Origin of the sequence: Cytobacillus sp. FSL W7-1323 (assembly GCF_038595015.1) — a bacterium.
Taxonomy (GTDB): Bacteria; Bacillota; Bacilli; order Bacillales; family Cytobacillaceae; genus Cytobacillus; species Cytobacillus kochii.
The window spans coordinates 607,314-630,558 of the sequence record NZ_CP151998.1 but is presented as its reverse complement, the minus strand read 5'-3'; the positions used below and the strand labels follow the sequence as shown (position 1 = coordinate 630,558).

24 protein-coding genes and 1 pseudogene are annotated in these 23,245 nt (G+C 36.1%); 8 read left to right on the top strand and 17 right to left on the bottom strand.

The annotated features are described in order from the left end of the window. Window positions 1-96 precede the first annotated feature (96 nt). The 6 genes from MKX67_RS03305 to MKX67_RS03280 form a co-directional block, all read right to left on the bottom strand. Window positions 97-861, bottom strand: coding sequence for a glycerophosphodiester phosphodiesterase family protein (locus MKX67_RS03305; protein ID WP_224939013.1), 765 nt, complete (start codon window positions 859-861; stop codon window positions 97-99). Between the two features lie 268 nt (window positions 862-1,129). After that, window positions 1,130-1,912 carry a tyrosine-protein phosphatase gene (locus MKX67_RS03300; protein WP_095370652.1) on the bottom strand — a complete coding sequence of 261 codons (783 nt, stop codon included), beginning with the start codon at window positions 1,910-1,912 and terminating at the stop codon, window positions 1,130-1,132. 96 nt (window positions 1,913-2,008) lie between these two features. Then, window positions 2,009-2,938, bottom strand: coding sequence for a hypothetical protein (locus MKX67_RS03295; protein WP_095370653.1), 930 nt, complete (start codon window positions 2,936-2,938; stop codon window positions 2,009-2,011). A 7-nt stretch (window positions 2,939-2,945) separates the two neighbouring features. After that, window positions 2,946-4,013, bottom strand: coding sequence for a hypothetical protein (locus tag MKX67_RS03290; protein WP_095370654.1), 1,068 nt, complete (start codon window positions 4,011-4,013; stop codon window positions 2,946-2,948). Beyond that, window positions 4,010-4,471, bottom strand: coding sequence for a hypothetical protein (locus tag MKX67_RS03285; RefSeq protein WP_095370655.1), 462 nt, complete (start codon window positions 4,469-4,471; stop codon window positions 4,010-4,012). Before MKX67_RS03285 ends, MKX67_RS03290 begins: the two co-directional genes overlap by 4 nt. Further along, complete coding sequence (locus MKX67_RS03280) at window positions 4,468-4,986, bottom strand: sigma-70 family RNA polymerase sigma factor (RefSeq protein ID WP_341052698.1); 519 nt, start codon at window positions 4,984-4,986, stop codon at window positions 4,468-4,470. Before MKX67_RS03280 ends, MKX67_RS03285 begins: the two co-directional genes overlap by 4 nt. 243 nt (window positions 4,987-5,229) lie before the next feature. Between MKX67_RS03280 and MKX67_RS03275 the strand changes: the two genes are divergently transcribed. The 3 genes from MKX67_RS03275 (at window position 5,230) to MKX67_RS03265 (ending at window position 7,673) form a co-directional block, all read left to right on the top strand. Further along, complete coding sequence (locus MKX67_RS03275; protein ID WP_095370657.1) at window positions 5,230-5,664, top strand: cell wall hydrolase; 435 nt, start codon at window positions 5,230-5,232, stop codon at window positions 5,662-5,664. A 573-nt stretch (window positions 5,665-6,237) separates the two neighbouring features. Continuing rightward, entirely contained in the window at window positions 6,238-6,852 is a 615-nt protein-coding gene (gene plsY / locus MKX67_RS03270; RefSeq protein ID WP_095370658.1) for a glycerol-3-phosphate 1-O-acyltransferase PlsY, read from the top strand. Window positions 6,853-6,863: 11 nt separating this feature from the next. Further along, window positions 6,864-7,673, top strand: a complete 810-nt coding sequence (locus MKX67_RS03265) for an N-acetyltransferase (protein WP_095370659.1) — start codon at window positions 6,864-6,866, stop codon at window positions 7,671-7,673. On the opposite strand, the gene MKX67_RS03260 is transcribed toward MKX67_RS03265, so the two are convergent. The 3 genes and pseudogenes from MKX67_RS03260 to MKX67_RS03250 all read right to left on the bottom strand — a co-directional run bounded on the left by MKX67_RS03260 (window position 7,653) and on the right by MKX67_RS03250 (window position 10,286). Next, window positions 7,653-8,765, bottom strand: a complete 1,113-nt coding sequence (locus MKX67_RS03260; RefSeq protein ID WP_233435313.1) for an alpha-hydroxy-acid oxidizing protein — start codon at window positions 8,763-8,765, stop codon at window positions 7,653-7,655. The two genes, MKX67_RS03265 and MKX67_RS03260, sit on opposite strands and share 21 nt — an antisense overlap. Window positions 8,766-8,769: 4 nt before the next feature. Continuing rightward, window positions 8,770-9,523 (bottom strand): annotated as a pseudogene (locus tag MKX67_RS03255) (class I SAM-dependent methyltransferase). A gap of 16 nt (window positions 9,524-9,539) precedes the next feature. After that, window positions 9,540-10,286, bottom strand: a complete 747-nt coding sequence (locus MKX67_RS03250; protein ID WP_095370661.1) for a metallophosphoesterase family protein — start codon at window positions 10,284-10,286, stop codon at window positions 9,540-9,542. A 451-nt stretch (window positions 10,287-10,737) separates the two neighbouring features. Here MKX67_RS03250 and MKX67_RS03245 point away from each other — a divergent pair, with 451 nt between their 5' ends. From MKX67_RS03245 to MKX67_RS03235, 3 genes are all read left to right on the top strand, one after another. Then, complete coding sequence (locus tag MKX67_RS03245; RefSeq protein ID WP_095370662.1) at window positions 10,738-11,664, top strand: manganese-dependent inorganic pyrophosphatase; 927 nt, start codon at window positions 10,738-10,740, stop codon at window positions 11,662-11,664. A 109-nt stretch (window positions 11,665-11,773) separates the two neighbouring features. Beyond that, complete coding sequence (locus MKX67_RS03240) at window positions 11,774-12,265, top strand: DUF3888 domain-containing protein (RefSeq protein ID WP_157733804.1); 492 nt, start codon at window positions 11,774-11,776, stop codon at window positions 12,263-12,265. A gap of 68 nt (window positions 12,266-12,333) precedes the next feature. After that, window positions 12,334-13,467, top strand: coding sequence for a zinc-dependent alcohol dehydrogenase (locus MKX67_RS03235; RefSeq protein WP_340977751.1), 1,134 nt, complete (start codon window positions 12,334-12,336; stop codon window positions 13,465-13,467). 270 nt (window positions 13,468-13,737) lie between these two features. On the opposite strand, the gene MKX67_RS03230 is transcribed toward MKX67_RS03235, so the two are convergent. The 3 genes from MKX67_RS03230 to MKX67_RS03220 form a co-directional block, all read right to left on the bottom strand. Then, window positions 13,738-14,304, bottom strand: coding sequence for an AAA family ATPase (locus tag MKX67_RS03230; RefSeq protein WP_095370665.1), 567 nt, complete (start codon window positions 14,302-14,304; stop codon window positions 13,738-13,740). Window positions 14,305-14,373: 69 nt separating this feature from the next. Then, a complete protein-coding gene (locus MKX67_RS03225) occupies window positions 14,374-15,099 on the bottom strand; it encodes an alpha/beta hydrolase (protein ID WP_095370666.1) in 726 nt (241 codons plus the stop codon). A gap of 164 nt (window positions 15,100-15,263) precedes the next feature. Continuing rightward, window positions 15,264-16,361: an NADH:flavin oxidoreductase gene (locus tag MKX67_RS03220; protein WP_095370667.1), complete on the bottom strand. Its 1,098-nt coding sequence runs from the start codon at window positions 16,359-16,361 to the stop codon at window positions 15,264-15,266. A gap of 132 nt (window positions 16,362-16,493) precedes the next feature. Between MKX67_RS03220 and MKX67_RS03215 the strand changes: the two genes are divergently transcribed. Beyond that, window positions 16,494-17,345, top strand: coding sequence for a LysR family transcriptional regulator (locus MKX67_RS03215; protein WP_095370668.1), 852 nt, complete (start codon window positions 16,494-16,496; stop codon window positions 17,343-17,345). A gap of 73 nt (window positions 17,346-17,418) precedes the next feature. Here the strand turns inward: MKX67_RS03215 and MKX67_RS03210 are convergent, their stop codons facing one another. Then, window positions 17,419-18,432: a DUF3231 family protein gene (locus MKX67_RS03210; protein ID WP_342488823.1), complete on the bottom strand. Its 1,014-nt coding sequence runs from the start codon at window positions 18,430-18,432 to the stop codon at window positions 17,419-17,421. A 656-nt stretch (window positions 18,433-19,088) separates the two neighbouring features. Here MKX67_RS03210 and MKX67_RS03205 point away from each other — a divergent pair. Next, window positions 19,089-19,538 carry a hypothetical protein gene (locus MKX67_RS03205; RefSeq protein WP_095370670.1) on the top strand — a complete coding sequence of 150 codons (450 nt, stop codon included), beginning with the start codon at window positions 19,089-19,091 and terminating at the stop codon, window positions 19,536-19,538. 396 nt (window positions 19,539-19,934) lie between these two features. On the opposite strand, the gene MKX67_RS03200 is transcribed toward MKX67_RS03205, so the two are convergent. From MKX67_RS03200 to MKX67_RS03185, 4 genes are all read right to left on the bottom strand, one after another. Next, window positions 19,935-21,119 carry a cytochrome P450 gene (locus MKX67_RS03200; RefSeq protein WP_095370671.1) on the bottom strand — a complete coding sequence of 395 codons (1,185 nt, stop codon included), beginning with the start codon at window positions 21,117-21,119 and terminating at the stop codon, window positions 19,935-19,937. Between the two features lie 204 nt (window positions 21,120-21,323). After that, window positions 21,324-22,016 (bottom strand): LrgB family protein, encoded by a 693-nt coding sequence (locus MKX67_RS03195; RefSeq protein WP_095370672.1) that lies wholly within the window; start codon window positions 22,014-22,016, stop codon window positions 21,324-21,326. Then, the gene (locus MKX67_RS03190) at window positions 21,986-22,390 is read right to left on the bottom strand and encodes a CidA/LrgA family protein (protein ID WP_095373534.1); all 405 of its coding nucleotides are present in this window, start codon (window positions 22,388-22,390) and stop codon (window positions 21,986-21,988) included. The genes MKX67_RS03195 and MKX67_RS03190 overlap by 31 nt, the downstream gene beginning before the upstream one ends. A 44-nt stretch (window positions 22,391-22,434) precedes the next feature. Continuing rightward, window positions 22,435-23,091, bottom strand: coding sequence for a GntR family transcriptional regulator (locus tag MKX67_RS03185; protein WP_180317015.1), 657 nt, complete (start codon window positions 23,089-23,091; stop codon window positions 22,435-22,437). Window positions 23,092-23,245: the final 154 nt, after the last annotated feature.

The following is a 23,245-nucleotide window of genomic DNA, read 5'->3' as shown; positions in this document are numbered from 1 at the left end:
TTCAAGTATACCGTAACATTAAATATTTTTACTATAAATTACTTTTCTGGAAATTAAAAAAGACAAAGACGTTTGAGAACGCCCTTGCCCCACTATTTAATATACATAATCCGGATAATCAGTAATAATGCCATCCACTTTCATTTCTTTTAAGAATTGTGCTGCTTCAGGTGTACGAACAGTCCAAGACTGGATTTTCATTTTGTTTTTTCTCACCTTTTTGACGAGTTCTTCATTCACAAGACCGATACTCGGGTTAAAATAATCAGCATATTTCCGAAATGCTTTGAGCGCTTCATCACTAACATCGTTAGGAGAGGAAGTTAATACGCCAATAGGCATTCTTGGTAATAATTTATTTGCCAGTTTCATAGATTCGAAGTTAAAGGATTGGACAATCACTTCTTCTCTTTTCGGTTTATCCATCTTCCGTTTCTTTAATGCTTTCGTCATTTGCTTCTCGATACCAGGATATAACTCGGGTGCTTTCAGTTCAATGAGAATACCGATTTTTCCTTTATAACGATCGAGGACTTCATCGAAACTAGGAATTTTCTCTCCTGCAAATTCCTCACCTTTCCAGCTACCAGCATCTAGTTGTCTTAACTCCTTAAAATCGAGGTCACCTACTTTGCCAGTTCCATCAGTTGTGCGGTCGACTGTCGTATCATGTAAAATGACTAACTTGCCATCCTTACTTCTTTGCACATCAATCTCAATATAATCTGCACCCATCGCAACAGCTAAATCAAATGCTGCGATTGTATTTTCTGGTGCATAGCCCGAAGCTCCCCGATGCGCTACGTTCGCAATTTCTTTTTCTTTCCTACTTGCCTCAGCCTCACCAAAAGGCAAAGTCACAAAAATCACTGTCGCTAGTAAACAGAAAAGTAATACTTTCTTCAAATTCCCCAACTCCTTTATTTTATCTTTCGAATCAAATGATAAAGGAGGAACTTGAAGAGAATATAAAAAGGGTGTATAGAAGATATAATATTAAAGTAAAAATATTCAGTCTTATTTACTTATAATTTTTTACAAAGAGAGTAAGTAAAAATACATAGAACGGAGAAAAGGAGAAGTCTTTCACCCCAAAAGGCATCTTCCCACCATTCTCCGTATCATCTAATCAATCCAATAACCTTCTTCTTAATTTCTCTATAACCTCGCTCTCAACTGAGCACTCCTTCATAAGATAGTCCTCGATTGTATCATATTTAGAAAATATGGCTTTATAGGCTTGTTCAAGATAAGCTTCTCGTACTTCAAGCACTGGTTGAATATCTGCTTCCTTCAAACGGAAAAGGCTAGCTATCTTTAGTGCTTTTGCGGTTTTCTTCATTCTGGGCGCAATCAATTCATTGGATTGGAGGTATTCTTTCATGACCATATCGTATGGAACATCCGCTGTTAATTGAATTAACGATGACATAAAACCTGTCCGGTCTTTACCTCCTGTACAATGAATAAGCAGTGGAGCGTGCTCCTTTTCAACTGTCAGATCAAAGATTTGTTTAATTTCCCTTTGACAACCGAACGCCATATGCTGATACATTTTAAGCATCAACTCTTCAAAGTTCATATGTCTCGCACCAGTTAGTAAAAATTTAAGCATCCCTTTTCGCGTCAATTCCCAACTAGGGTCTTGAATAGGAATTTTTACTACTGAGAGATTTTGTTCTTCATGAATTTTCGCTCGCTTTGATTCTCCTTCTGACACCGTTCTTAAGTCACAGATTGTTTTTATATTCAACTTTCGAAAAAGATTCATATCCGCTTCAGTCAAACGAGACAGTTCATCTGATCGGTAAAGCAGACCTGATTTCATTCTTAGTCCGTTGCTCGTAACAAGTCCTCCGATATCTCTGAAGTTATATACCCCTTCTAGTCGTTCCCATTCCATCGTCGTCATCAATTGTTCTCCTAACTACGCTTTTAATAATTCATTTTAACATCTTGAAGTTTAAGAAAACAAAAAAAACCGACTGTAAGCCGGCTTCTCCTCAAATCACTCTTTATCTTTTATTTGCAAGTAATCACTATTATTGATTGAAATGGTGTATTTACCATCCCCATACTTAAGCATGGCTTTCTCTACTCTCTGTTGTTCATCATATTCATCCTGTTTTTCTGTAAAAACGATATTATTTGGTTCTTTTTCAGAGTTAAGGTCACCAACATCTGATATAACAAGCTCGGCATTACTGTTTTTACTCATGTACACATTCACTGCAGAACTGTTATTCACGTCCCAATCTGCTGTTAGTTGACGAGGCTTCATCGTAATTTCGTTATAATTCCCGTCAATTTCTAGTGTCACATCTTGTGGAATCACGAGTGTCGGATCCAAAGTACTATAATTTTGAAACATTGCGATTGACTCACGTGGTAGTTCCTTAAAAGCAATGTATAAGGTATCTCCCTTTACAGTAGTTGTCATATAATCTTCAACATCCGTAATTAATGGTTTTTTCTCTAATTGGGTAGCAGTGTAGGTACCAAATACAGACAGTTCCTTTCCTGTCGATCCTTCCACACTTATGCCAGTTGAGCCTGAATCAACAACGACTCTTTTCACATCATTATTCATAGCAAAATCGAATGTTGGTAAATCACCTGTCCTATGTTCAAGGTCCATATTGGCACTCACTTTATCAACAATACCTGTCATACTAAGAAGTGCAATGGTAATACCAACTGTTCCTAACACACCCACAAAGAAAATGCTAAAGATATCATACTTTAAGTAAGGCTTTTCTTGTTTTGAGAAGAATAAAAATAGCAAGATTTCGCCGCCTAAAATAACAAAAATAATCGGCCACCATGAAATAAGTATACTCGAGACATCCAGCTTAAATATTTGTGAAAGAAGCAAATATACGCCTAAAAATAAAAGTGATGCCCCCATTGAAAAGGTTCCTACTCTCCATGTCCTCATTTTTTCTTCACCCCTTCTTCATTTTTTTCTTTTCTTTTGTTCCAGATAAGAGCTTTAACCCGCCACCAATTAAAACGATACATACAATAGCTGTTTGGAAATAGCGATTAAACCAGTACCAGACGTCAATATTCAACACTTCAATAATACTTGGTGCAAAAGCCGGCAATAAGACATTTGTTGTCATGTAATACAAACCAACTACAACCAACCCTATACCTAACCATTTTTGATGATTTTCAAAATAAGAAACAATCGGTACATCTTCTAACTCTTCTTCCCCATAGCGTGAGGATTTTTGTAAACCGTCGAAAAAACTATAAAACCATATAATTGGTATGAGAAACAGGAAAATCCCTAAACGCAGAACGTCCAAAATATAGATAGAGAAAAGAAAAGCAGCCATTAATTGAATCCCTCTTCGCTGTAGTCCTAAATACAAATGACCTGCTCCCGGGAAAATAGATAAGAAAGTAGCAAGCCCTTTACTTTTCCGGCCCTCTTCTCTTCCTCTTTCTATATCTTCTAATAAAGTTCTGTCTACAAGCTCTTCCCCTTTTTGCTTTTTATTTAATTGTTGAATCGCATCAAAGAAACTGTATACCCAAATTACTGGGAATAGTAAAAGAAAGACCATAAACTCTCCACGATCAGTTAAAAAAGCGACAAACAAAACCATAATACAGAAACCAAGTGAAGCCGTTAGTAAGGTAATCCCTCTATTCATTAATCCTAAATGAAAATGTCCCACCCCTGGAATAAAAGATAAAAGAATAGTACGGAACCGTTCATAGTCCAGTTCCTCTCCGACTTTAGAGGACGGGTCTTGTTTATTCTTTAGCAACTTTGAAGCCATAATAGCTGTATCGACGAGATTAATAATATAAAGAATGACACCAGCAAAGACAACAAGTATAATTTCGCCTCCTACCCCAACCGAAAGCATGAAAAATGTAAAGGCAATAAGGGCAAATTCGCCTATTAGATAGGCCAACCCGCGGAGGAATACGCCTAAATATAAAAGACCTCCTCCAGGGAAAAAACCTAATAAGAATGCCAATAAAGGGTTTTTCATTTTTTATCCTCCTCCTTCTTTGTATCCATCCAAGCAAATGTTTTATCCATAATTCCTTCTGTTATAGATGCTTTATCCTCTTTAAACTGTTTACTCTCCACATCACCAGCATATTGTGTGAGCGTTTGGAAAAAGCCCGTTGACATAAGTATTAAAGTCATCGCTGCCGCTATCCCATAATGAAAAATTGTTTTTTTATAGAACGCTGTGGCTTTGCGAGAGAAATTTTCATTCTTTGTATCTTGTTTATTATTTTCATTTGGCAATTGGGCCATAATGTTGTCGGTAAAAGCTGTTCCATCTATAATATCTGGGAGTTCCTCTGCCTCAATTGCCGTCAGATAGACCTCCAAGCATTGATCACAGGTATAGAGGTGGTCCTCATAAAGAATTTTATCTTCACCATCTAATTCATTCTTCACATATTTCGTCCATTGTTCATAACTGTAATGTTTCATGAAAAATCGTCCTCCTTCCAATGCTTTTTCATCCATTGACGTGCTCGGTATAATTTTGTTTCGATGGTCTTCACCTGCACATTTTGCTCATCTGCCATTTGTTGATAGGTTTTTTCGTTTATATAAAAATCATAAATGACATGTCGATAGCCTTCTGGCAATTGATGGATACGTTGTCTTACTAACTCTACCGTTTCTTTCCTAAGGAACTTTGTTTCAATATTACCATGTGAAGATTCCCTTCTATCAAAATCAATCACATCCATTATGTCTTCACGCTGTCGTTCTTTTTTTCTTTTCATATCAATGGCGTGATTGACGGCGATTCGTTTCATCCATGTTTTAAAACCTTGATCCTCATATTGGGGGAGAGAGTGATAGATTTTCAAAAACACTTCTTGTGCGGCATCTTCAGCAGCATTCCGATCACGTAATACCGCAAACGTAACTTTAAAAAGTTCATTGCGATATTTTTCGACAAGTAATCGGAAAGCATGGTCGTTGCCATCTAATATTTTTTGGATAAGAACTTGGTCGCTAATGTCACTCTCCCCCTTTCCTTTTTAGCTTCCATCATAATAGACGTTACACAATCATCTTTCCCCTACACAAAAGATAAAAATATTTTCACTAGCTTTATTCAAGCAAAAATTAGCCTGCTTGACTATACTTATATTTTGCAAAATAATGGGTTCTAGACATTTTCAATCATGAATATCACTTTATCTTCATATTCTTAACTATGGGGTGAGAACAGCATGAGAGTAGCTTATACAAGTTCCGACGTAGATTTAATGGCAAGGATGATGAGAGCCGAAGCTGAGGGTGAAGGAAAGCAAGGAATGTTATACGTAGGCAATGTAATCGTTAATCGTGCAATCGCTGACTGTCTTGACTTTAAAGATGTTCGAACAATCGAGGATGTCATTTATCATGTGCAAGGTGGTAATTATTCATTCGAAGCCGTGCAGAAGGGGAACCTCTTTTACAACAGAGCAAGGAGCACAGAAAAAAGACTCGCCGAGAAAAATTTGAAATATTGGCGTGAACACCCTGCTAAATATGCACTCTGGTATTTCAATCCATATGCTCCCTGCCCGCCTACTTGGTATAATCAACCTTTTGCTGGCCAGTTTAAAAATCACTGCTATTATGAACCAATCGCTAACACATGTGACAGTGTTTATGTGTAAAAGAGAACAACAAAGAACATCCCAAAAAGGGGTGTTTTTTTGTTATTTGTTTAAGTTCGGGTGATTTATTTACAAAAGAATCGGCATTTATAACCCTTAGGAAATAAATTTTTTCCCGTAGATTGAAGCAATGTCTTTATCGAGGGTTTAACTTTTGTTCAAGCTACATTTTTTTAAAATAGACGAATAGTATTAGTAATCGAAGAGCAGATATCATCCAAGGAGAGAAAAAACGTTTTACGGAACTACTAAGAAACAAAAAAACATAACGTCCCTTTCAAGAAGAAGCCGATTACTTAATTGTTATTCCTCACCATGAGGATATTGCAGAACTTATTCAATCCCTGATTTATAGAAGTCTAGTTGAATGATGTAACTCTTAAGACGATTAAAATTTTTATAATTTTCTGTCATCCACTCTATCACACTGTTATTTTACACTAAATAGTTTCTTTCATTTTGAAAAAGATAGACATTATTTTAATATTTATTTATTATTTTATAGGATATTTTCGCATAGACTAATATGGTAAAATTAGTAATGTTAGAATTTTCTTGATAAGGAGTTTAGCTATGGACTTATTTATTTTATTACTATCTTATCTCATTGGCTCGATACCTACTGCCTTGCTTGTAGGTAAACTTTTCTTTGGCATTGATATTCGTGAATATGGTAGCAACAATCCCGGCGCAACGAATACACTTCGGGTTTTAGGAAAAAGAGCAGGGGTTACTGTTTTAATTATTGATATAGGTAAAGGTGCACTTGCTGCTTCACTCCCCCTGTTACTTCAAACAGGTGGTGATCCACTGATTATTGGTTTGTTTGCAGTTGTTGGGCATTGCTTCCCTATTTTCGCTGGCTTTCGTGGAGGAAAAGCCATTGCTACTACTGCTGGTGTGCTATTGGTCGCGAATATCTGGTTATTTCTAATTGCCTATATCACCTTTGTTGCCGTGGTTTCTATCACAAAATACCTTTACTATGGCTCCATTTCTGTAGGGGTTGCTCTTTTCTTATATGCCACCCTTTCACCACTACAAAAAAATGAATGGATTTTCTTCCTATTTTTATTGTTGCTCATTTATTTACACCGTTCAAATATTCGCAACCATTTACTGCAGAGGGAGCCTAAAATTAATGATAAGAAAATTAAAGATGACCGTCTGCCACCTAAACAAGCTTAAGGAGGTCTGTTATGACTAAACAGTTAGCCAAGTTCATCGCTGATTTAAATCAATTAGACAAGCATCATATCGGCTATTGTGGAGAAAAGGAAGAGGACATTCTGCATGATATACAAGAAATAAAGCCTTATTTTATCACTTATGAATATGAGGGTGAAATTGAAGCTGCAATAGGATTAGATATTGATGAAGCTGACCGGAGTGCCGAAGTATGGGGTCCCTTTGCCAAGAATCATGAGGTAAAAAAAGATTTGTGGAACCAAGTTGTAAACTCCTATGAAAATAAGCTACAGCAATTATCGTTTTTTGTGAACGAAAAGAATAATAGTACCTTACATTTTTTACAATCAATCAATGCCACTCACCAAGGAAATCACGCCATACTCGCAGCAAAGCGAGGGATTTTCCAAAACATCTGTCACAGCTATCATGAGCAATATCGCAACGATTTCCTGCTACTACACGAAGCAACTTTTCCACAAACTTATTTGTCAGGCGAAGAGATACTAAAACTGTTGGATCAGCATCATAAACTGCTTCTATTGACAGAAAATGGCCAATTACAGGGCTATGTATATCTCGAAGCTGCACCACACTTTGGTGAAGGGCAGATTGAATTCCTTGCTGTATGTCCTAAAGCAAGAAAAAAAGGAAGAGGGCGACAGCTCATTGAGGCTGCACTCGAAACACTCTTCCAGTTTGAAAACATAGATAAAATCACATTATGTGTTTCGCTTGATAATCATCAGGCGATCAAGTTATATCAATCAGCTGGATTTGAGCTGAGTGCACGGTTAAAATTATTCTCTTATCAATTTTAACTGATTTAAGTCTTTCACTCTTGCAATGCCAGCTAGGGACATGGTAATTCTCGTTTCTTCTATTAAGTTTTCTAATACTTTTTCAACCCCTACTTGGCCGTCTATACCTAAACCATATACAAATGGTCGACCAATACATACAGCTGCTGCGCCTAGTGCCAATGCCTTTACTATATCCGTCCCACGGCGAATACCACTATCAAATACTACTGGCACTTTTTGATTAGCTGCTTTAACAACCGCAGGCAATGCATCTAGCGCAGCAACTGTTCCATCTAATTGCCTGCCACCATGATTAGAAACAATTAGCCCTGATGCGCCTGCCTCTATTGCACATTGTACATCTTCTGGATGAAGGATACCTTTAATATAGATAGGTAAGGACGTTCTTTTTGCTAATGCTGCAATATGCGACCAATTCATTTCAGGATAATGAATATTATCTAAAACAGATTGAATCATAGATTCATGGTCAGTCTTCTCACCAAGCGCATGCATAAAGGCTGGATCTGATTCGTAATTTGCTTTACCGTAGCCCTCTTTTAGCGGAGAAAATTGTGTAGCGATATCCGTTTCTCTCCAGCCTGTCATAATTGTATCAACAGTAACGACAATCGCTTCATAACCTGCTCTTTCAGCTCTCTCTACCATACTGAATGAAACCTGTTCATTCCTCGACCAATAAAGCTGGAACCACTTTGGACTATCTACTGTTGCCGCTTTGACCTCCTCAATCGAGTAGCTAGAGACTGTACTCTGGATAAAAGGAACTCCGATTGTTTTCGCCGCTCTAGCAGTTGCCAACTCACCTTCTTCATGTGTCAATTTTTGCATGCCGACTGGGGCAATAAAAATGGGGTATGGATAAGTATGCTCTCCTAATGTCACACTCATATCTATATCTGCTACATTTCTAAGCATTCGAGGTAGTATTGACCATTTTTCGAAGGCTGTTGTATTCTTTCGTAATGTTTCCTCATTACTTGCTGCCGAGCGGACGTATCCATATGCTCCCTTAGACATGAGTTTTTTTGCTTCTTGTTCTAATGCTTGATATGAAACAGGGAAAACGGCTGGGACCTCAATATTCATCTGTCTATCTCCTTTTGTTAAACTCATTTGCGGCTTTTTCACATGCGAAGAGTAGGAATAGTGGGATCCTTTGGCGTCTTTTCCACTCTTTTTCTGAAGAGAATGATGATTGAATTGGTGTAGCTTCACTAAGATTCATAATATTAAATTGGCAATCTTGCAATATTTTAAAATACTGTTCGATCGTCCGATGATACTTCACAACTTTTTTCATCAATCCACGGCTCTACCCGCTCACCAATTAGAAAGTAGTCATCCACTACCCAATTTTCTCGCTTACCTCCACCGCTAATGAAAGCACTTGTAAGGACCGGATGCTGTACACTAAAGACAAATTCGCCACCCGTTCGCAAACTGTTATAAATATTCTCGCAAATTTGTTTGAAATCTTCAAGATAGTGAAGCGTTAATTGTGAAAAGATACAATCATAAGTTTCTTTTTTAAAGTCATATGTTTCTAAACTAGCATGAGTTAATTTCTCATTAGGAATGCCTGCGAGGTTTTTCAGAGCCAATTCTAACATTTTTTGCGAACCATCAATCCCTGTATAGGACCCGAGTAAGGGTGCCAACTCTTTTGCTAAAGTGGCAGCACCACACCCAAGTTCAAGCACATCTTTATTGCTCATGTCACCTAGTAAATTCAAAAAAGCTGGTTTTTCTATCATTTCATTAGGGCTTTCTTTACGCATTCTTCTTTTCAAATAATTTTGTAAAAATTCATCATTTTCATAAACGGATGATCCCCGATATTCCACTGTATCGCTCCCTTTATTATTTTGTTGGTGCTCCTCGATATCTCGCTTCACGTAGCTCGAGAGCATAGGCTGCAACATTGGGCATCCCCATTATTTCAGCTTGATGTATTTCTCTTTCAATATCATAAGGAATTCTCACTATTTCAATTGAGAAGGGACCTTCTTGTTTAGATTGATAATTCCCATGCATAATCGCAAAAGTTGCCTGTGGAATATCTAATGAATTACCGACACTGCCACAATTAAATAATGTTCTTTGCGGTTGAATTGGTTCAATGAGCGCAGCATGAATGTCTCCGAATCCAATTACATCAGGCTTCCTCTCTTGTTCAAGCGGCTTTATCCATTCACTTATTTCAAACATCTCATTTTTCTCTTTGGTCGTGGCCTTCATTGGGATGACTCTATGATAAACACTTTTTGCTGAAGCATGATAAAGTCGTATATATTTTCCACTCATATAAAAATCATAATGGAAGGGTAAGCTCTGTAAATAGTCCATAGCTTCTCCCTCAAGCTGCTTCTGATGCCACTCGATTTCTTCACTATCAATTGGCTTTCTAATAAAATCATCCCAATTCCCTTGCAGTACCACATCACATGTTTCTCTTACTTTATGTACTACCTCTAAACCACTCGGACCCTTACCAATTAAATCACCTAAGCAAAAAATCTTATCTATTTTTCTTTCTTTTATGTGATGTAGGACCGCTTCTAAAGCTGTCAAATTACCATGAATATCTGAAATAATTGCAATGGCCATGGTCATTTCCTCCTTCGTGCTTGTTGATTATAGTATTTTGCCATAAATAATAGCAGTTTTATTGTTGAATTGGTTACTCTACTTTGTTCAAGAGGGACGGTTCTTCTTTCAGTAACTATCTCAATTGTACTTCTTTCCCTGAAGTCAGTGATTACTTCTTTTGCGACTTGAGATTCCTTTAAAAGATCCGCATCCTTTCATTTGCCACTTCCTCACTTACCACCGAGGAGGGCAATACCTCTCTATTGCCAACAAACGACAATTCATTACGAAAAGTCTACTCCTCTTTCACTGAGCAGTAAAGGGTTTAGCAAATACTAAAAACTCCCCCTCTCTTCCTTCCATTTCTTTTCTCCGAATTAAACATGAATGTATTGTGTTCTTGCCATGATTACTGCTAAAATTTATGTTAAAATAGCAATGAATAATCTTTTAATCAAGGAGACGAACGATGTCAAAAGTATATATTTTCGGTCATAAAAACCCAGATACTGATACGATTTGCTCTGCAATTGCCTATGCAGACCTCAAAAAAGAATTAGGTATGGATGCAGAACCAGTTCGCCTTGGCGAAATTAACGGAGAAACACAATACGCATTAGACTATTTCAAGCAAGCGGCACCGCGCTATGTAGAAAAAGTAGCTAGCGATGTAAAGGAAGTCATTCTCGTTGACCATAACGAATTTCAACAAAGTGCAGATGATATTCGTGATGTCCAAATTCTTGAAGTCATTGACCATCATCGTATTGCCAACTTTGAAACAAGCGATCCTCTATACTACCGTGCAGAACCAGTCGGGTGTACAGCAACCATTTTAAACAAAATCTATAAAGAGAATGGTATAGAGATTAAAAAAGAAATTGCTGGTTTGATGCTTTCAGCTATCATTTCGGACTCTTTACTTTTCAAATCACCGACATGCACAGAACAAGATGTAAAAGCCGCTCAAGAGTTGGCTGAAATTGCTGGTGTCAACCCACAAGTATATGGTTTGGAAATGCTTAAAGCCGGTGCAGATTTAAGTGAAAAAACTGTGGATCAATTGATCACACTTGATGCGAAAGAATTTCAATTAGGTGAACACAAAGCTTATATCGCTCAAGTAAACGCTGTCGATTTAGACGATGTCCTTAAACGTAAAACGGAAATAGAAGCCGCAATGATGACAGCGATTGTTGATAAAGAATTAGATTTATTCCTATTTGTATTAACAGATATACTTAACAATGATTCAATGGCTATTGCTCTTGGATCTCAAGTAAAAGCTGTGGAACAAGCATTTGAAGTCATTCTAGTAGATAATCAAGCTCTACTAAAAGGTGTTGTTTCTCGTAAGAAACAAATCGTACCACCATTAACAAATGTATTAGCTTAATTTTTTTTAAAAAGTGTCCTCATTGCAAAATGAGGACACTTTTTTTATGGAAAAATATATGTATAAAAAAGGATATATATACAAATTTTAATAAAAAGGAGGTAATATGATGAAAAAAATCCTAACGTTTATGTCCATTGTTTTACTTGCAATTAGTGTCATGACTCCTATAGCGAATGCCGAGGGCCACCATAAACACCGTAGTCATAAAATGCACGGGATGCATGAGGCATTTAACCAATTTCTATTCGACCAATTTGATGAAGAAATAAATAAAGCCGTCAGCAACTATTACAAAAACGATTCCATGAAGGTGCAGTATCATACAAAAGGTCAGCACCCTCATGCACTGGTAAAAATCGTACAATCTAAAGAAGAAAATAAACTGAGTCACCCCTATATATTAACTTTCATCGTCAATACTTACGAAGGTGATCAAACGGAACCCACTGGTATTGATAAAATCAGCTTTGGTGTCACACCACTTGATAACAACAAAGTATTTAGCCAGCAAGCTGTGGCAGGTTCTAAAGTTGAATTAATCGAGTTTAAACATCATGACCCTAAAGAAAAAATAGAAACGAACAAAAACGCCGAATAAGGCGTTTTTTTGCATAATAGCCTCCACATTTGAAAGAATAAACATTAAAACATATAGAGGTGATAACCATGAAAGCTGTTACATACCAGGGACCTAAAAAAGTAGCAGTAACAAAGGTAGCCGATCCAAAGATAGAAAAGAAAGACGATCTTATTGTAAAAATAACTTCAACGGCTATTTGTGGATCAGACCTTCACTTATATCAAGGAAATATGCCACTACCGGAAGGCTATATCATTGGTCACGAACCAATGGGAATCGTAGAAGAAGTAGGTCCAGATGTGACAAGGGTTAAAAAAGGCGATCGGGTTGTTATCCCCTTTAACGTATCATGTGGACATTGTTTCTACTGCGAACACCAAATGGAAAGCCAATGCGATCATTCTAACCCTCATTATGATTCAGGTGGATACTTTGGCTATGCAGAGAAATTTGGTAACTATCCTGGAGGACAAGCAGAATATTTGAGAGTTCCATTTGGAAATTTCACCCCTTTTATTGTGCCTAAAGATTGTGAATTAGAAGATGAATCTCTGCTTTTTTTATCTGACGTATTACCTACTGCCTATTGGAGTGTACTTCACTCTGGAGTAAAAAAAGGAGATACAGTAATCGTTCTTGGTTGCGGACCAGTTGGGCTAATGACTCAAAAATTTGCCTGGATGATGGGAGCCAAAAGAGTAATTGCAATCGATTATTTGGACTATCGAATGAATCATGCAAAAAAAATGAACAAAGTAGAAACATTTGAATTTACAAAGTATCCTGATATGGGGGAGCATTTGAAAGAAATCACCAATGGTGGTGCGGATGTTGTCATCGATTGCGTTGGAATGGACGGAAAAAAATCTCCAGTAGAATTTCTTGAACAGAAACTTAAATTACAAGGCGGCACTTTAGGACCCATCCAAATTGCCACAAAAGCCGTAAGGAAATTCGGAACAGTTCAATTGACTGGCGTATATGGAGGCAATTATAACGCATTCCCACTTGGTCCATTTTGGGTCAGAAATATACAGCTTAAAATGGGGCAAGCTCCTGTCATTCATCTGATGCCAGAACTTTATCAAATGATACAAGAAGAAAAGCTTAATCCTAAAGAGATTATCACACATAAAATCTCTTTAGCAGATGCCAGTCATGGATACCAGATTTTTAATAACCACGAAGATCAATGTATAAAGGTAGTATTAAAACCGTAAATAATGACAATGAAATGAAAAAATGGCTTTTCATTTGTATCTGCAATTTTAGTCCTATATTGTAAGAAAACTGAGAATGTCAGCGGAATAACGAGTTAACAAATAACGATCAAATATCATCACGTAACATGAAGAAGCTGTAATCCTCAAGTGAGATGACAGTTTCTTTTTTTCAATAAATTTATTCCTAGTTAGTTAATTTGGTAGCTGAATTTGAACATTAGCACCCCTTAGCTCAAGAAGAAACTTAATTATAAAAATGAGAGATAATCATTTACATTTAGATATTTTAACAATTTCTTTGATGGTAGAATTAACCTCCTTGCTATTTTTAATTATATATAAATAGTCTGCTTCCCCTTCTCCTGGGTCAACTACATCTTCATGTAAAGATTCAGCTTGTTGCCGAATAAGCACTTGCTCAAAATTAGAATATGCACCTCTTAATATATTGGTATTTCTTTTACTATTAATAACCCGTTCTTTTAGAATTTCATCTGGAATATCAAAATTCACCAAGATACGGATAAACTCATCTTTATTATAGACTTCTTTAAGCAAATACTTTCTACCTTTTCTAGTTCTATTTGCACTACTAACTATAATATGAAGATCCGTATTTTCTATTGCATATTCAGCAATTAACTTGGATATGGAATGTTTAAGAGTATTAGGTTCAGTTTTTGGTTGTAATTTTTTGTAATGCCTATTAACAAATTCAGCATGATTATCCTGATCTAACACAAAAGAGTTTTCTAATTCATTTTCTAATTCTCTTGCAAAAGTACTTTTCCCACAATGAGTCTTGCCCACAGTAATAACCACTAACCTCTTCATAATATTATCTCCTTTAACTAAACTGCCCCGTTTATTCTATAAGAAAAGCTGCTTAAATTAGCAGCTAAACTAATTATTCTCAATTAACTTTTTTATTGCATAGACTACGACTTTCGGTTCGTCATTTTGTATATAGTGAGCACTATTTTCAGCAATTATTAATTCTCCTTCAGAGGATATTTCGAGAATCTCTCCCTGCATTTCATTCCATAACTTTTGTGATTCTATAGAATAATGAGCTTTCTGACCCGCAGATAGAACAATTAATGGGACATTTAATTTTTTTCTAGTGTCTTTTAACTGCTTCAGGCTTTCCATAAATTCTCCATAATTTCCTTCGTAAACGAATTGCCTCTTATATGCTTGTTGAAAATCTTTTGACATTGTAGGGAGAAAACGCTCTCTGTATTCTTCTGGAGTAGAGTCAATCAAGACTAGTCCACAAACTTCATTTGGATATTCAGTAGCAAACATCCGCATATTTACTCCACCAAACGAATGACCTACTAATATGTAGGGAGGCTTAATCTTAGCTTCACTAAGAAGTTCCTTTAATTCTTTTACCATTTCACTGCTAGTTCTGGGACTAGAACTTGGTTCACTTTTCCCAAGTCCTGCTCTATCATAAATTAGTACACTAGAGAGCATTGAAATCTCTCTTAATACTGAATTCCATGCCTTAGAAAAGTCTCCATATCCGGCATCCATTATGACTGTTGGCTTTCCATTATTTTCTCCCACCAATTTAGCATATAATTTACATTTACTTATATGTATAAACATTTCATTGTTCATTGGTTCACTCCTATCATTTTGCCGACTATCTTAAGTTAAAATTTAACATTACTAAAAATCTTATTCAACAAACCTGCCCCCATTGTTCCATAAGAAAAGAGCTTCCTTATTTAACTGTTAGTTCAATAAGGAAACTCATGACGATTTCACTTTTCAAGTTAGTATTATTCTATTTCAAAATCCTTTATATTGGCTATGGGATGAAGTGTTGCTTCGGCATTAAATGTAGAAAGTACTTCACCTTGCTGAACTTTTTTAACCCAATCATGATCAGCTAAGGCTCCTTTACCAAGAGCTACTAGATCGGCACCTCCATCGGTTAACATTTCAATTGCTCTATCTACATTTTCGAGTTGTCCATTGGCGATTATCGGTAATTCGCTGTATTTTTTTGCAAGAGATACAAGAGAAGTCTCACTACCTTCGAAGGCAGGTTGCCAAGCTTCAAATTCTGTTACGTGAATATAATTTAATCCTGACTTACCTAATGCACTAAAAATGATCTCTGCATCTACTTCTTTGCCTGACCACTTATAAAAGTAGTCATTGACTTGTGATTGTGAAATTCTCATCCCAACAATAAACTGCTCATCCGCAACGGCTTCCGTTACAGCGTTGGCAACTTCAACAAGAAACCGTACTCTATTTTCGGTGCTCCCCCCATATTCATCTGTCCGAACGTTCGTGTACTCTGTTAAAAAAGCATCTAATAAATATCCGTTTGCACCATGCAATTCTACACCATCAAAACCAGCAGATTTTGCTTTTTTTGCCGCCTCTACAAAACTGTATTTAACATCTACCATTTCCTCTTTTGTAATGGTTCTTGGCCGTTTAAATGGACCTTCTCCAAGATAGAATTTTAATTGCTCTCCTTTCGGTTGAACAGCAGATGGCGCTATGGTTTCTTCAGTAAATCGATTTCCTTGGGAAAGTGGTCCGGTATGTTGCAATTGCATAAAGATCTTTCCACCTTCTGAATGAACAGCATCAACAATTTTCTTCCATTCTTTCGCTTGTCCATCCAATGCAATTCCCGGTTGAAACTGATACGTTTGACTGTTCTCGTCATCTATATATGTGCCTTCCGTAATAATTAGCCCAAAGCCACCCTCTGCAAAAGAACGGTAGTATTTAATCATTCTGTCTGTAATGAAACCTTCTTGGTCTGCACTAATTCGCGTCATAGGTGCAACCGCTACTCTATTTTTAAGTTCTGTATTGTTGATGTTGAATGATTGAAACAAAATATTTTTATCCATCTTAAGATTCCTCCTGTTGATTTGATAATTGACAACTTCTTAGTAAATAGCTTAAATGAAGTATGTAGTTTAGTAAAATGAATATATTAAAATTAAACATTCAATAATATTGAACCAACAAGGGGTATAAATATGGAGCTACGTCAATTAATTACATTTAAAACTATAGTAGAAAAAGGTAGTTTTAATAGAACAGCCCAACACCTAGGCTATTCACAATCCTCTATTACAACACACATTAAAGAGCTTGAAAAAGAGTTAGACAATCCTTTGTTCGACCGATTAGGAAAAAAGGTAGTTTTAACGCATTTTGGAAAACAATTCTATCCATATGCTACCCAAATTATTGAACTTTACAATCAATCTTTAAATATAGATAAAGAACCACAGGGTCAACTAACCATTGGTATATCGGAATCGTTGACCATCTGTCGAATTCCACTTATTCTACTTGAATTTAAACAGAGATATCCAAAGGTTAATTTACATGTTAAATCATTAGAGAACTATGATGTTACTAAGAGTCTACAAAGCGGAGATATTGATTTAGCACTCATTTTGGAAAAAGAAGATTGGATAAAAGAAGATTTATTTATTAAGGAATTGATTAGAGAGAAAATGGTATTAATTAGCCCCAATGAAAAAGACTTCTCCAGAACCGCATTGTATTCTGATTTACGATGTAGTTACAAGTCTGTTTTTGATGAGTATATAAAATTAAACCAGTTAGATATTGAAGCTAGTTTAGAGTTTCAGAGCATTGAAGCCATTAAGCATTGTGTTAAACATGGGTTGGGCATATCATTAGTGCCTTTGTTCTCAGTGAAAGAAGAATTGAAAAATGGGGTGTTTAAGGGGGAAAAGGTATCTAATAAGCAATCGTCGATTTCAACTTATATGACGCATCATAAAGATAAATGGATTTCTCCATCGATAAAGTGTATGATGGAAATCGTTCAAGAGCATGCAAGTCATTGGGAATAAAAAAAGAGCTTCTTAGCTCTTTTTTTATTTGCCTTCCTATTAGTATTAAGAAGAAAAAGCCACCTATTGGTAGCTATTCATTTTTTTGTTCTGCTAATTTACTTCTATCTTCAGACAATGGGGGTTGTTCGATCCAACGATTCTTAATCATTAGATTAATCCATTCATTACCAATATCTAAATCATCTGCAATTGCTTTCATGTATTTTGGTGATAAATCTCGTCTTGGTGAAGTAGCCCAACCGGTCCCGTAATACACCATTGCTGTTGAAAATAAAAATCCTACTTGGAACATGATGAGTTTCTCAGAGAATGGTGAGTTCGTCGAATCTGTAATTTCAGCATCAAAAATAGACGGATTCGGGAGGTTTTCTGCTAGAAAAACTTCAAAAAACGTCCTTACATGCTTCTCTTTTGTCTTTACAGCTTTCTTTAATAATTTTTTTACATCTTTTGATTTTGCCACTTGATGAGCAAAAACTACAAATGCCTTAGCAAATATGCTTTTCTTTAAATTAAAATAAATATCTGCTATTTCAATGCAGCTTAATGGCCTTTTTTCTCCCAACCATCCCGTTAAGTAACTTTTATCATCTATATATTCTGCTCTATCTGGAGGGGTAATCACAGGGGGACGCAAATACAATCCTTTTTCTAAAAGTAAGTTTTTCGTTTGGTTACACAATTCCACCCAAGTAGTTATACATTCACTAAAATAATTTCGAACATCTACTCTAGTACATGTAGTTATTGCACCACTATAACCATTACAACCATGTATGGACATAATATTTAAATAATTTAAACAAAAAACATCAGAGAAAACGCGAGGTACATTTGGTATGTAATCATTGTCAGAAAATCCAATGGGAATCGGAAAACTTTCACTTTTAAAGAACTCTTTAATTTTTCGTGTATGTTCGTGGCTAAGGGCCATTGCATATTCAAATACACTTCTTATTTCAGTATCCTCTATATGTTCCAACATATGTTTGTGAATACAAATACTTGCGGTTTCGTTCATATACTGTGTCCATAATGCTGCAATCTCAGCAGAAGTTAATTTTGCATTAGATGTATTGTTCATTTTTGACTCCTCGCAGTTTTTACTCATAAGGTGTCCCATTCACCAAGTAATATTCGATGCCAAAGTTATTAAGGATAAAGGTAATAATTAACTTAAACTCATAATTTATTGGGAGTTTGAAAATGATAGATTTAAGGTGATAATATGAATAATAATCTTAGACTTACTTCTCTAAAGACAAGGACAAATATGGGGAGCATATATGAATCAAACAATAAAGATATAGTTAATGGATAGTCTGATGACTATAGTTGTGGATAAATCCATTAAAGAAATATTTAACTTGTTGTTACTTTTTTTGCAAAGCAGGAGAAACAAGATCATACGAAATTTAGGGTATTACAGTTCAAATTGGACTTAATGAAATCGTATTTTGCAATTATCCACATATAATTAAATTACATTAATTCCGTGTGATGAAACTGTATAAAGAGGCGAAGACATAGTGTCTTACAACTGATGCTAAAAAAGGAAAGGCGGCAAAAACCTTCATCTCTAGTCAAGTGGCACAATCGAAAGAAGTAAGGGAACTTTAACCGCTTCTGGAAAAAACGGTCGCTGGTCAAATGAAGGTATTAGCTCAATTATATAGAGAGATTACTTTCCAGCACTTAAATCCTTTGAAAAAGAAGTAATGCTTGTAAAGGTGGAACAGTATGAAATATTCTCCACTAGAGAAAATATTATGGAGTATTGCTTTACCAGGACTTGGTCAATATTTAAATGGAAAACTATTTAAGGGCACCGTTTTTCTAATACTAGAAATATTTATAAACATTAAATCACACTTTAATGAAGCCATTATATATAGTTTTAAAGGGGATATTCCTATGGCTATAGAACAAACAAATTATCACTGGCTTATGTTTTATCCTTGTTTATATTTCTATGCGATTTGGGATGCTTATAAAGAATCTGGTGTAGGAAGTAAATATTCTTTCATCCCATTTGTGTTTTCGGGTTATTTTGTTACAGCTGGTTTGCTTTTTTCGGTAGACTTCACGATTTTCGGTATACTATTGGGACCTGTTTGGTTACCAATGTTATGTGTAATTCCTGGAATAATTATAGGAAATATATTTATGAAGTTAATACCTTTTAAGTAATCATTAAATGCTAATGACTTAGAAACATTGTAACTCCCAATCCAAACTTCAGTTTCTGTTGATTTTCCTTCTCCATTGTTAGACAGTATAGCGTAACACATAAATATTTCTTCTATTGAAGGTAGCTAGCAGAGTATTACCATATTCTTGTTTCTTCACAAGAAATTACAATGATATTCCTATTCATTTTCAACTTTTCATTGATCTGCACCATTTAGATTATTTAGGTGTTCTTATACTAGTGGTTTGTCCTACATTAAATATAAAATCAAGAACAATGAAAACCTAAAATAGGAATAAAAAAGGAAAATGACGTGCACCTGTTCACACGTCATTTTTTGCGATTTATTCATAAAGCATCCAAGAACAAAGAGATTTTGTTTATCCTCTTAGTTTTTATTTTAAGTTAATAAACATGGTTTTTAACCCACGAATAATGATACTTTGTCTCCACTCTAGTTCAGACTCGGGGACAGCTAAGCTTACTTTGGGAAAGATCTGCAATAATATACGTAAAGCGATGTCCCCTTCTAATCTTGCCAATGGTGCACCTAAGCAATAATGAATTCCTTTTCCGAAGGCAATATGCGGGCTCTTCTCTCTTGTAATATCTAACTGCTCTGGATTTGAGAAAACTTGCGGATCGTGATCAGCTGAAGCAAGAGAAACAATGACATGATCACCCTGTGCAATTTCCTGGCCCATAAAGGTAAAAGACTCACTCGCCCAACGATCCGTACTGAACTCAACCGGCCCGTTATATCGTAAAAGTTCTTCAATTGCCTGTGGCATCAAGTCAGGGTTTTCTTTTAATAATTGTAGCTGATCGGGATGTGACAATAAGGCGAGTAACCCGTTGGCGATTAAATTTACTGTAGTCTCATGCCCTGCTACGATTAATAACATGATGACACCGATTAGCTCACGCTTCGATAATTTATCCCCATCCTCCTCCGCTCGAATTAAATCAGAAAGTAAGTCCGCCTGCGGAGTAAGTTTCTTTTGTTCAATTAAATTTTCTAAGTAAACAATGAATTCGCCCATCGCTTCGTCGTGATCTTCGGGATCCATTACATCTACTAACACATGTGACCATCGTTGAAAATCCATTTGATCTGCCTCAGGCACACCAATCAATTCACAGATGACACGAATAGGAATCGGAAATGCATACACTTCTATAAAATCAACCGTCTCTTTTCCCTTCATTAGTTCCGCTTGTTCTAGAGCAATCTCTTCCACTCTTCCTTTAAGCGCATTTATTTTTTTGGGCGTAAAGCCATATTGGACAAGATTGCGTAACCTTCTATGGTCAGGCGGGTCAACAAATAACATACTACTCGCAATCGGTGGCATATTCTCATCTGTTATTTCGTCTGGATAGACTTTTCTCATATCTTTTATAAAACGTGGATCTTTTAACACCGCTTCACTCGCTTCATAACTAAATGCCATCCAAGACTCCATACCACTGAATAACTTCACCTTTGTAAATGGCTGGTGTGGTCTAATTTCTTTGTAATAATCATAAGGGTTTTGATGAAACTGATGTGAGAAAATCTCATCTGTTTTTTGTGGCAAATCGCTTCCTCCTTTATTGACTCTGTACTGTATCTATTCTTGGCGATCGTTGAAAACCCTTTAATTTGCGTATAAACTGATACGATAAATGAACTGATAAATAGCCTAACTGACAGTAAAGGCATCTCATCCCTCGTCTAAGATATATTTAACACAATCAGAATGAATTCGTTAAACAAAAAAAGCCTCTATTATAATAGAAGCTTACATTTGCAAGACCCAAACGATGAGTGGTCCGATGATTGAACCAATAATGGCACATATAGACATAGTAATGGAGCTAATGGAAAAAGCGAGCTCATCATATTCAGCCGCTTTTGCCGTACCCATTGCATGCGAGGTGCCGCCAAGTGCAATTCCACGACCAATAGATGTGTAAATCCTCAAATATTTAAAAATATAGGGGGAAATTATTACGCCGAAGATCCCCGTAATCGTTACCCCGACAACTGCCATGGAAGCATTCCCTTCTAACACTTTAGCTACTTCTATTGCGACAGGTGTTGTAAGTGATTTTGGTAGCATTGAAATGATTAGTGCAGAATCAATACGAAGTGCCTTTCCAAGGAGACCCACACTTAACATCGCTGTTAGAGTTGCAATAAACGCCCCACCTATAATCGTAAAAAGGTATTTTTTCAAAAAATCACGTTGTTTGTATAATGGATAGGCTAGGGCAACAACGGTCGGACCTAATAATGATGTAATGAACTGCCCACCTTCCATGTATTTATCATATGAAATACCTAAGCTTACTAAAATGATAATCATTAGAACTGTACCTGACAAAATTGGTAACAAGATGGGTAGTGGATACCTTTTATATAGCGATGAAACAACGAAATAGATAACTAAAGTGAGAAGAATCATAGAGATTGAGAAGAAGATGTCTCGCATGCTTGATCCGCCTCTCTTTGTTGTGTCTTTTTCGCAAAATACTGGGTTGTTTTACCGGATACTGCCATTGTAATTATTGTACTCACCAATATCGCAATAATCAGTAATAATCCGCGCACAGATAGTAATTCTGGGTAATCCATGACCCCCACCGTTGCTGGAATAAAAAACAACATCAGAATACTAAGAAGAAACTGCGCACCGCTCTCTATCATTTTGACGGGCACAATGTTAAAACATAAACAAACAAATAATAACAACATACCAATAATATTTCCTGGTATGGTTAATGAGAAAAAATGCTGAATAGAGATTCCTATAAAGGAAAAAATATATAAAATACATACTTGTAAAATAACCAATAAAACTTTCATCATTCACGCTGCTCTATTTTCCTGAGCAACTGCCCTTCTTTCTATTAATAGGATGATAGATTGGCCATCATTTCAGAATAAAAATGATCAAGATGTCTAACCATAGCCGTTTTTGTGCGATCAATATCTCCTGACCTTAACCCTTCTATTATCAATTGATGTTCATTATAAACCGTTTCGATACTCACTCTTTTATTTAATATATATAACCCATACCAATTCACATAATCTATTAAATTACGAATAATTTGATACAATCTTTCATTATTTGTTAACTCTGCTAAAAATAAATGAAAAGCAGAATCATGATACATAAATGCGACGGGATCCTCTTTCAATTCAAAAAGTTGCTGGTCCTTTTCCTCTAGTTTATGTAGCATCTCCTGATTTAATAATGGGATTAAAAGTTCAATGACGAGCGCTTCATTCGCTTTTCGCAATTGAAATACTTCATTGACATCTTTACGCTCTATCTCTTTCACTGAAATCCCTTTTCTCGGTAATGATTGTACCCAGCCTTCCATTTCTAACTGTTGAAGTGCTAACTTTAAAGGCGTCCGGCTAATCCCTAGGCTTTCGCTCAAGGTACGTTCATGAATTGTTGAGCCTGGTGCAATATCATGTTGAATAATCGCTCTTTTTATTTCACGATAGGCATGTTCCTTAAAAGAAGGTGGTTGTTCAACCTTTTGAAAAACCATACAATCTCCCCTTTGAAAATTTGGTATCTGCATCTGGTATACCAGACGCCAACCAAGAAAGTATACCAGTTGTTGCAATAAACAACAATAGGTGGTTGTAAAGAATATATGCTTGATATCTTTTTATCATCATTATATATTTCACACCAACTTA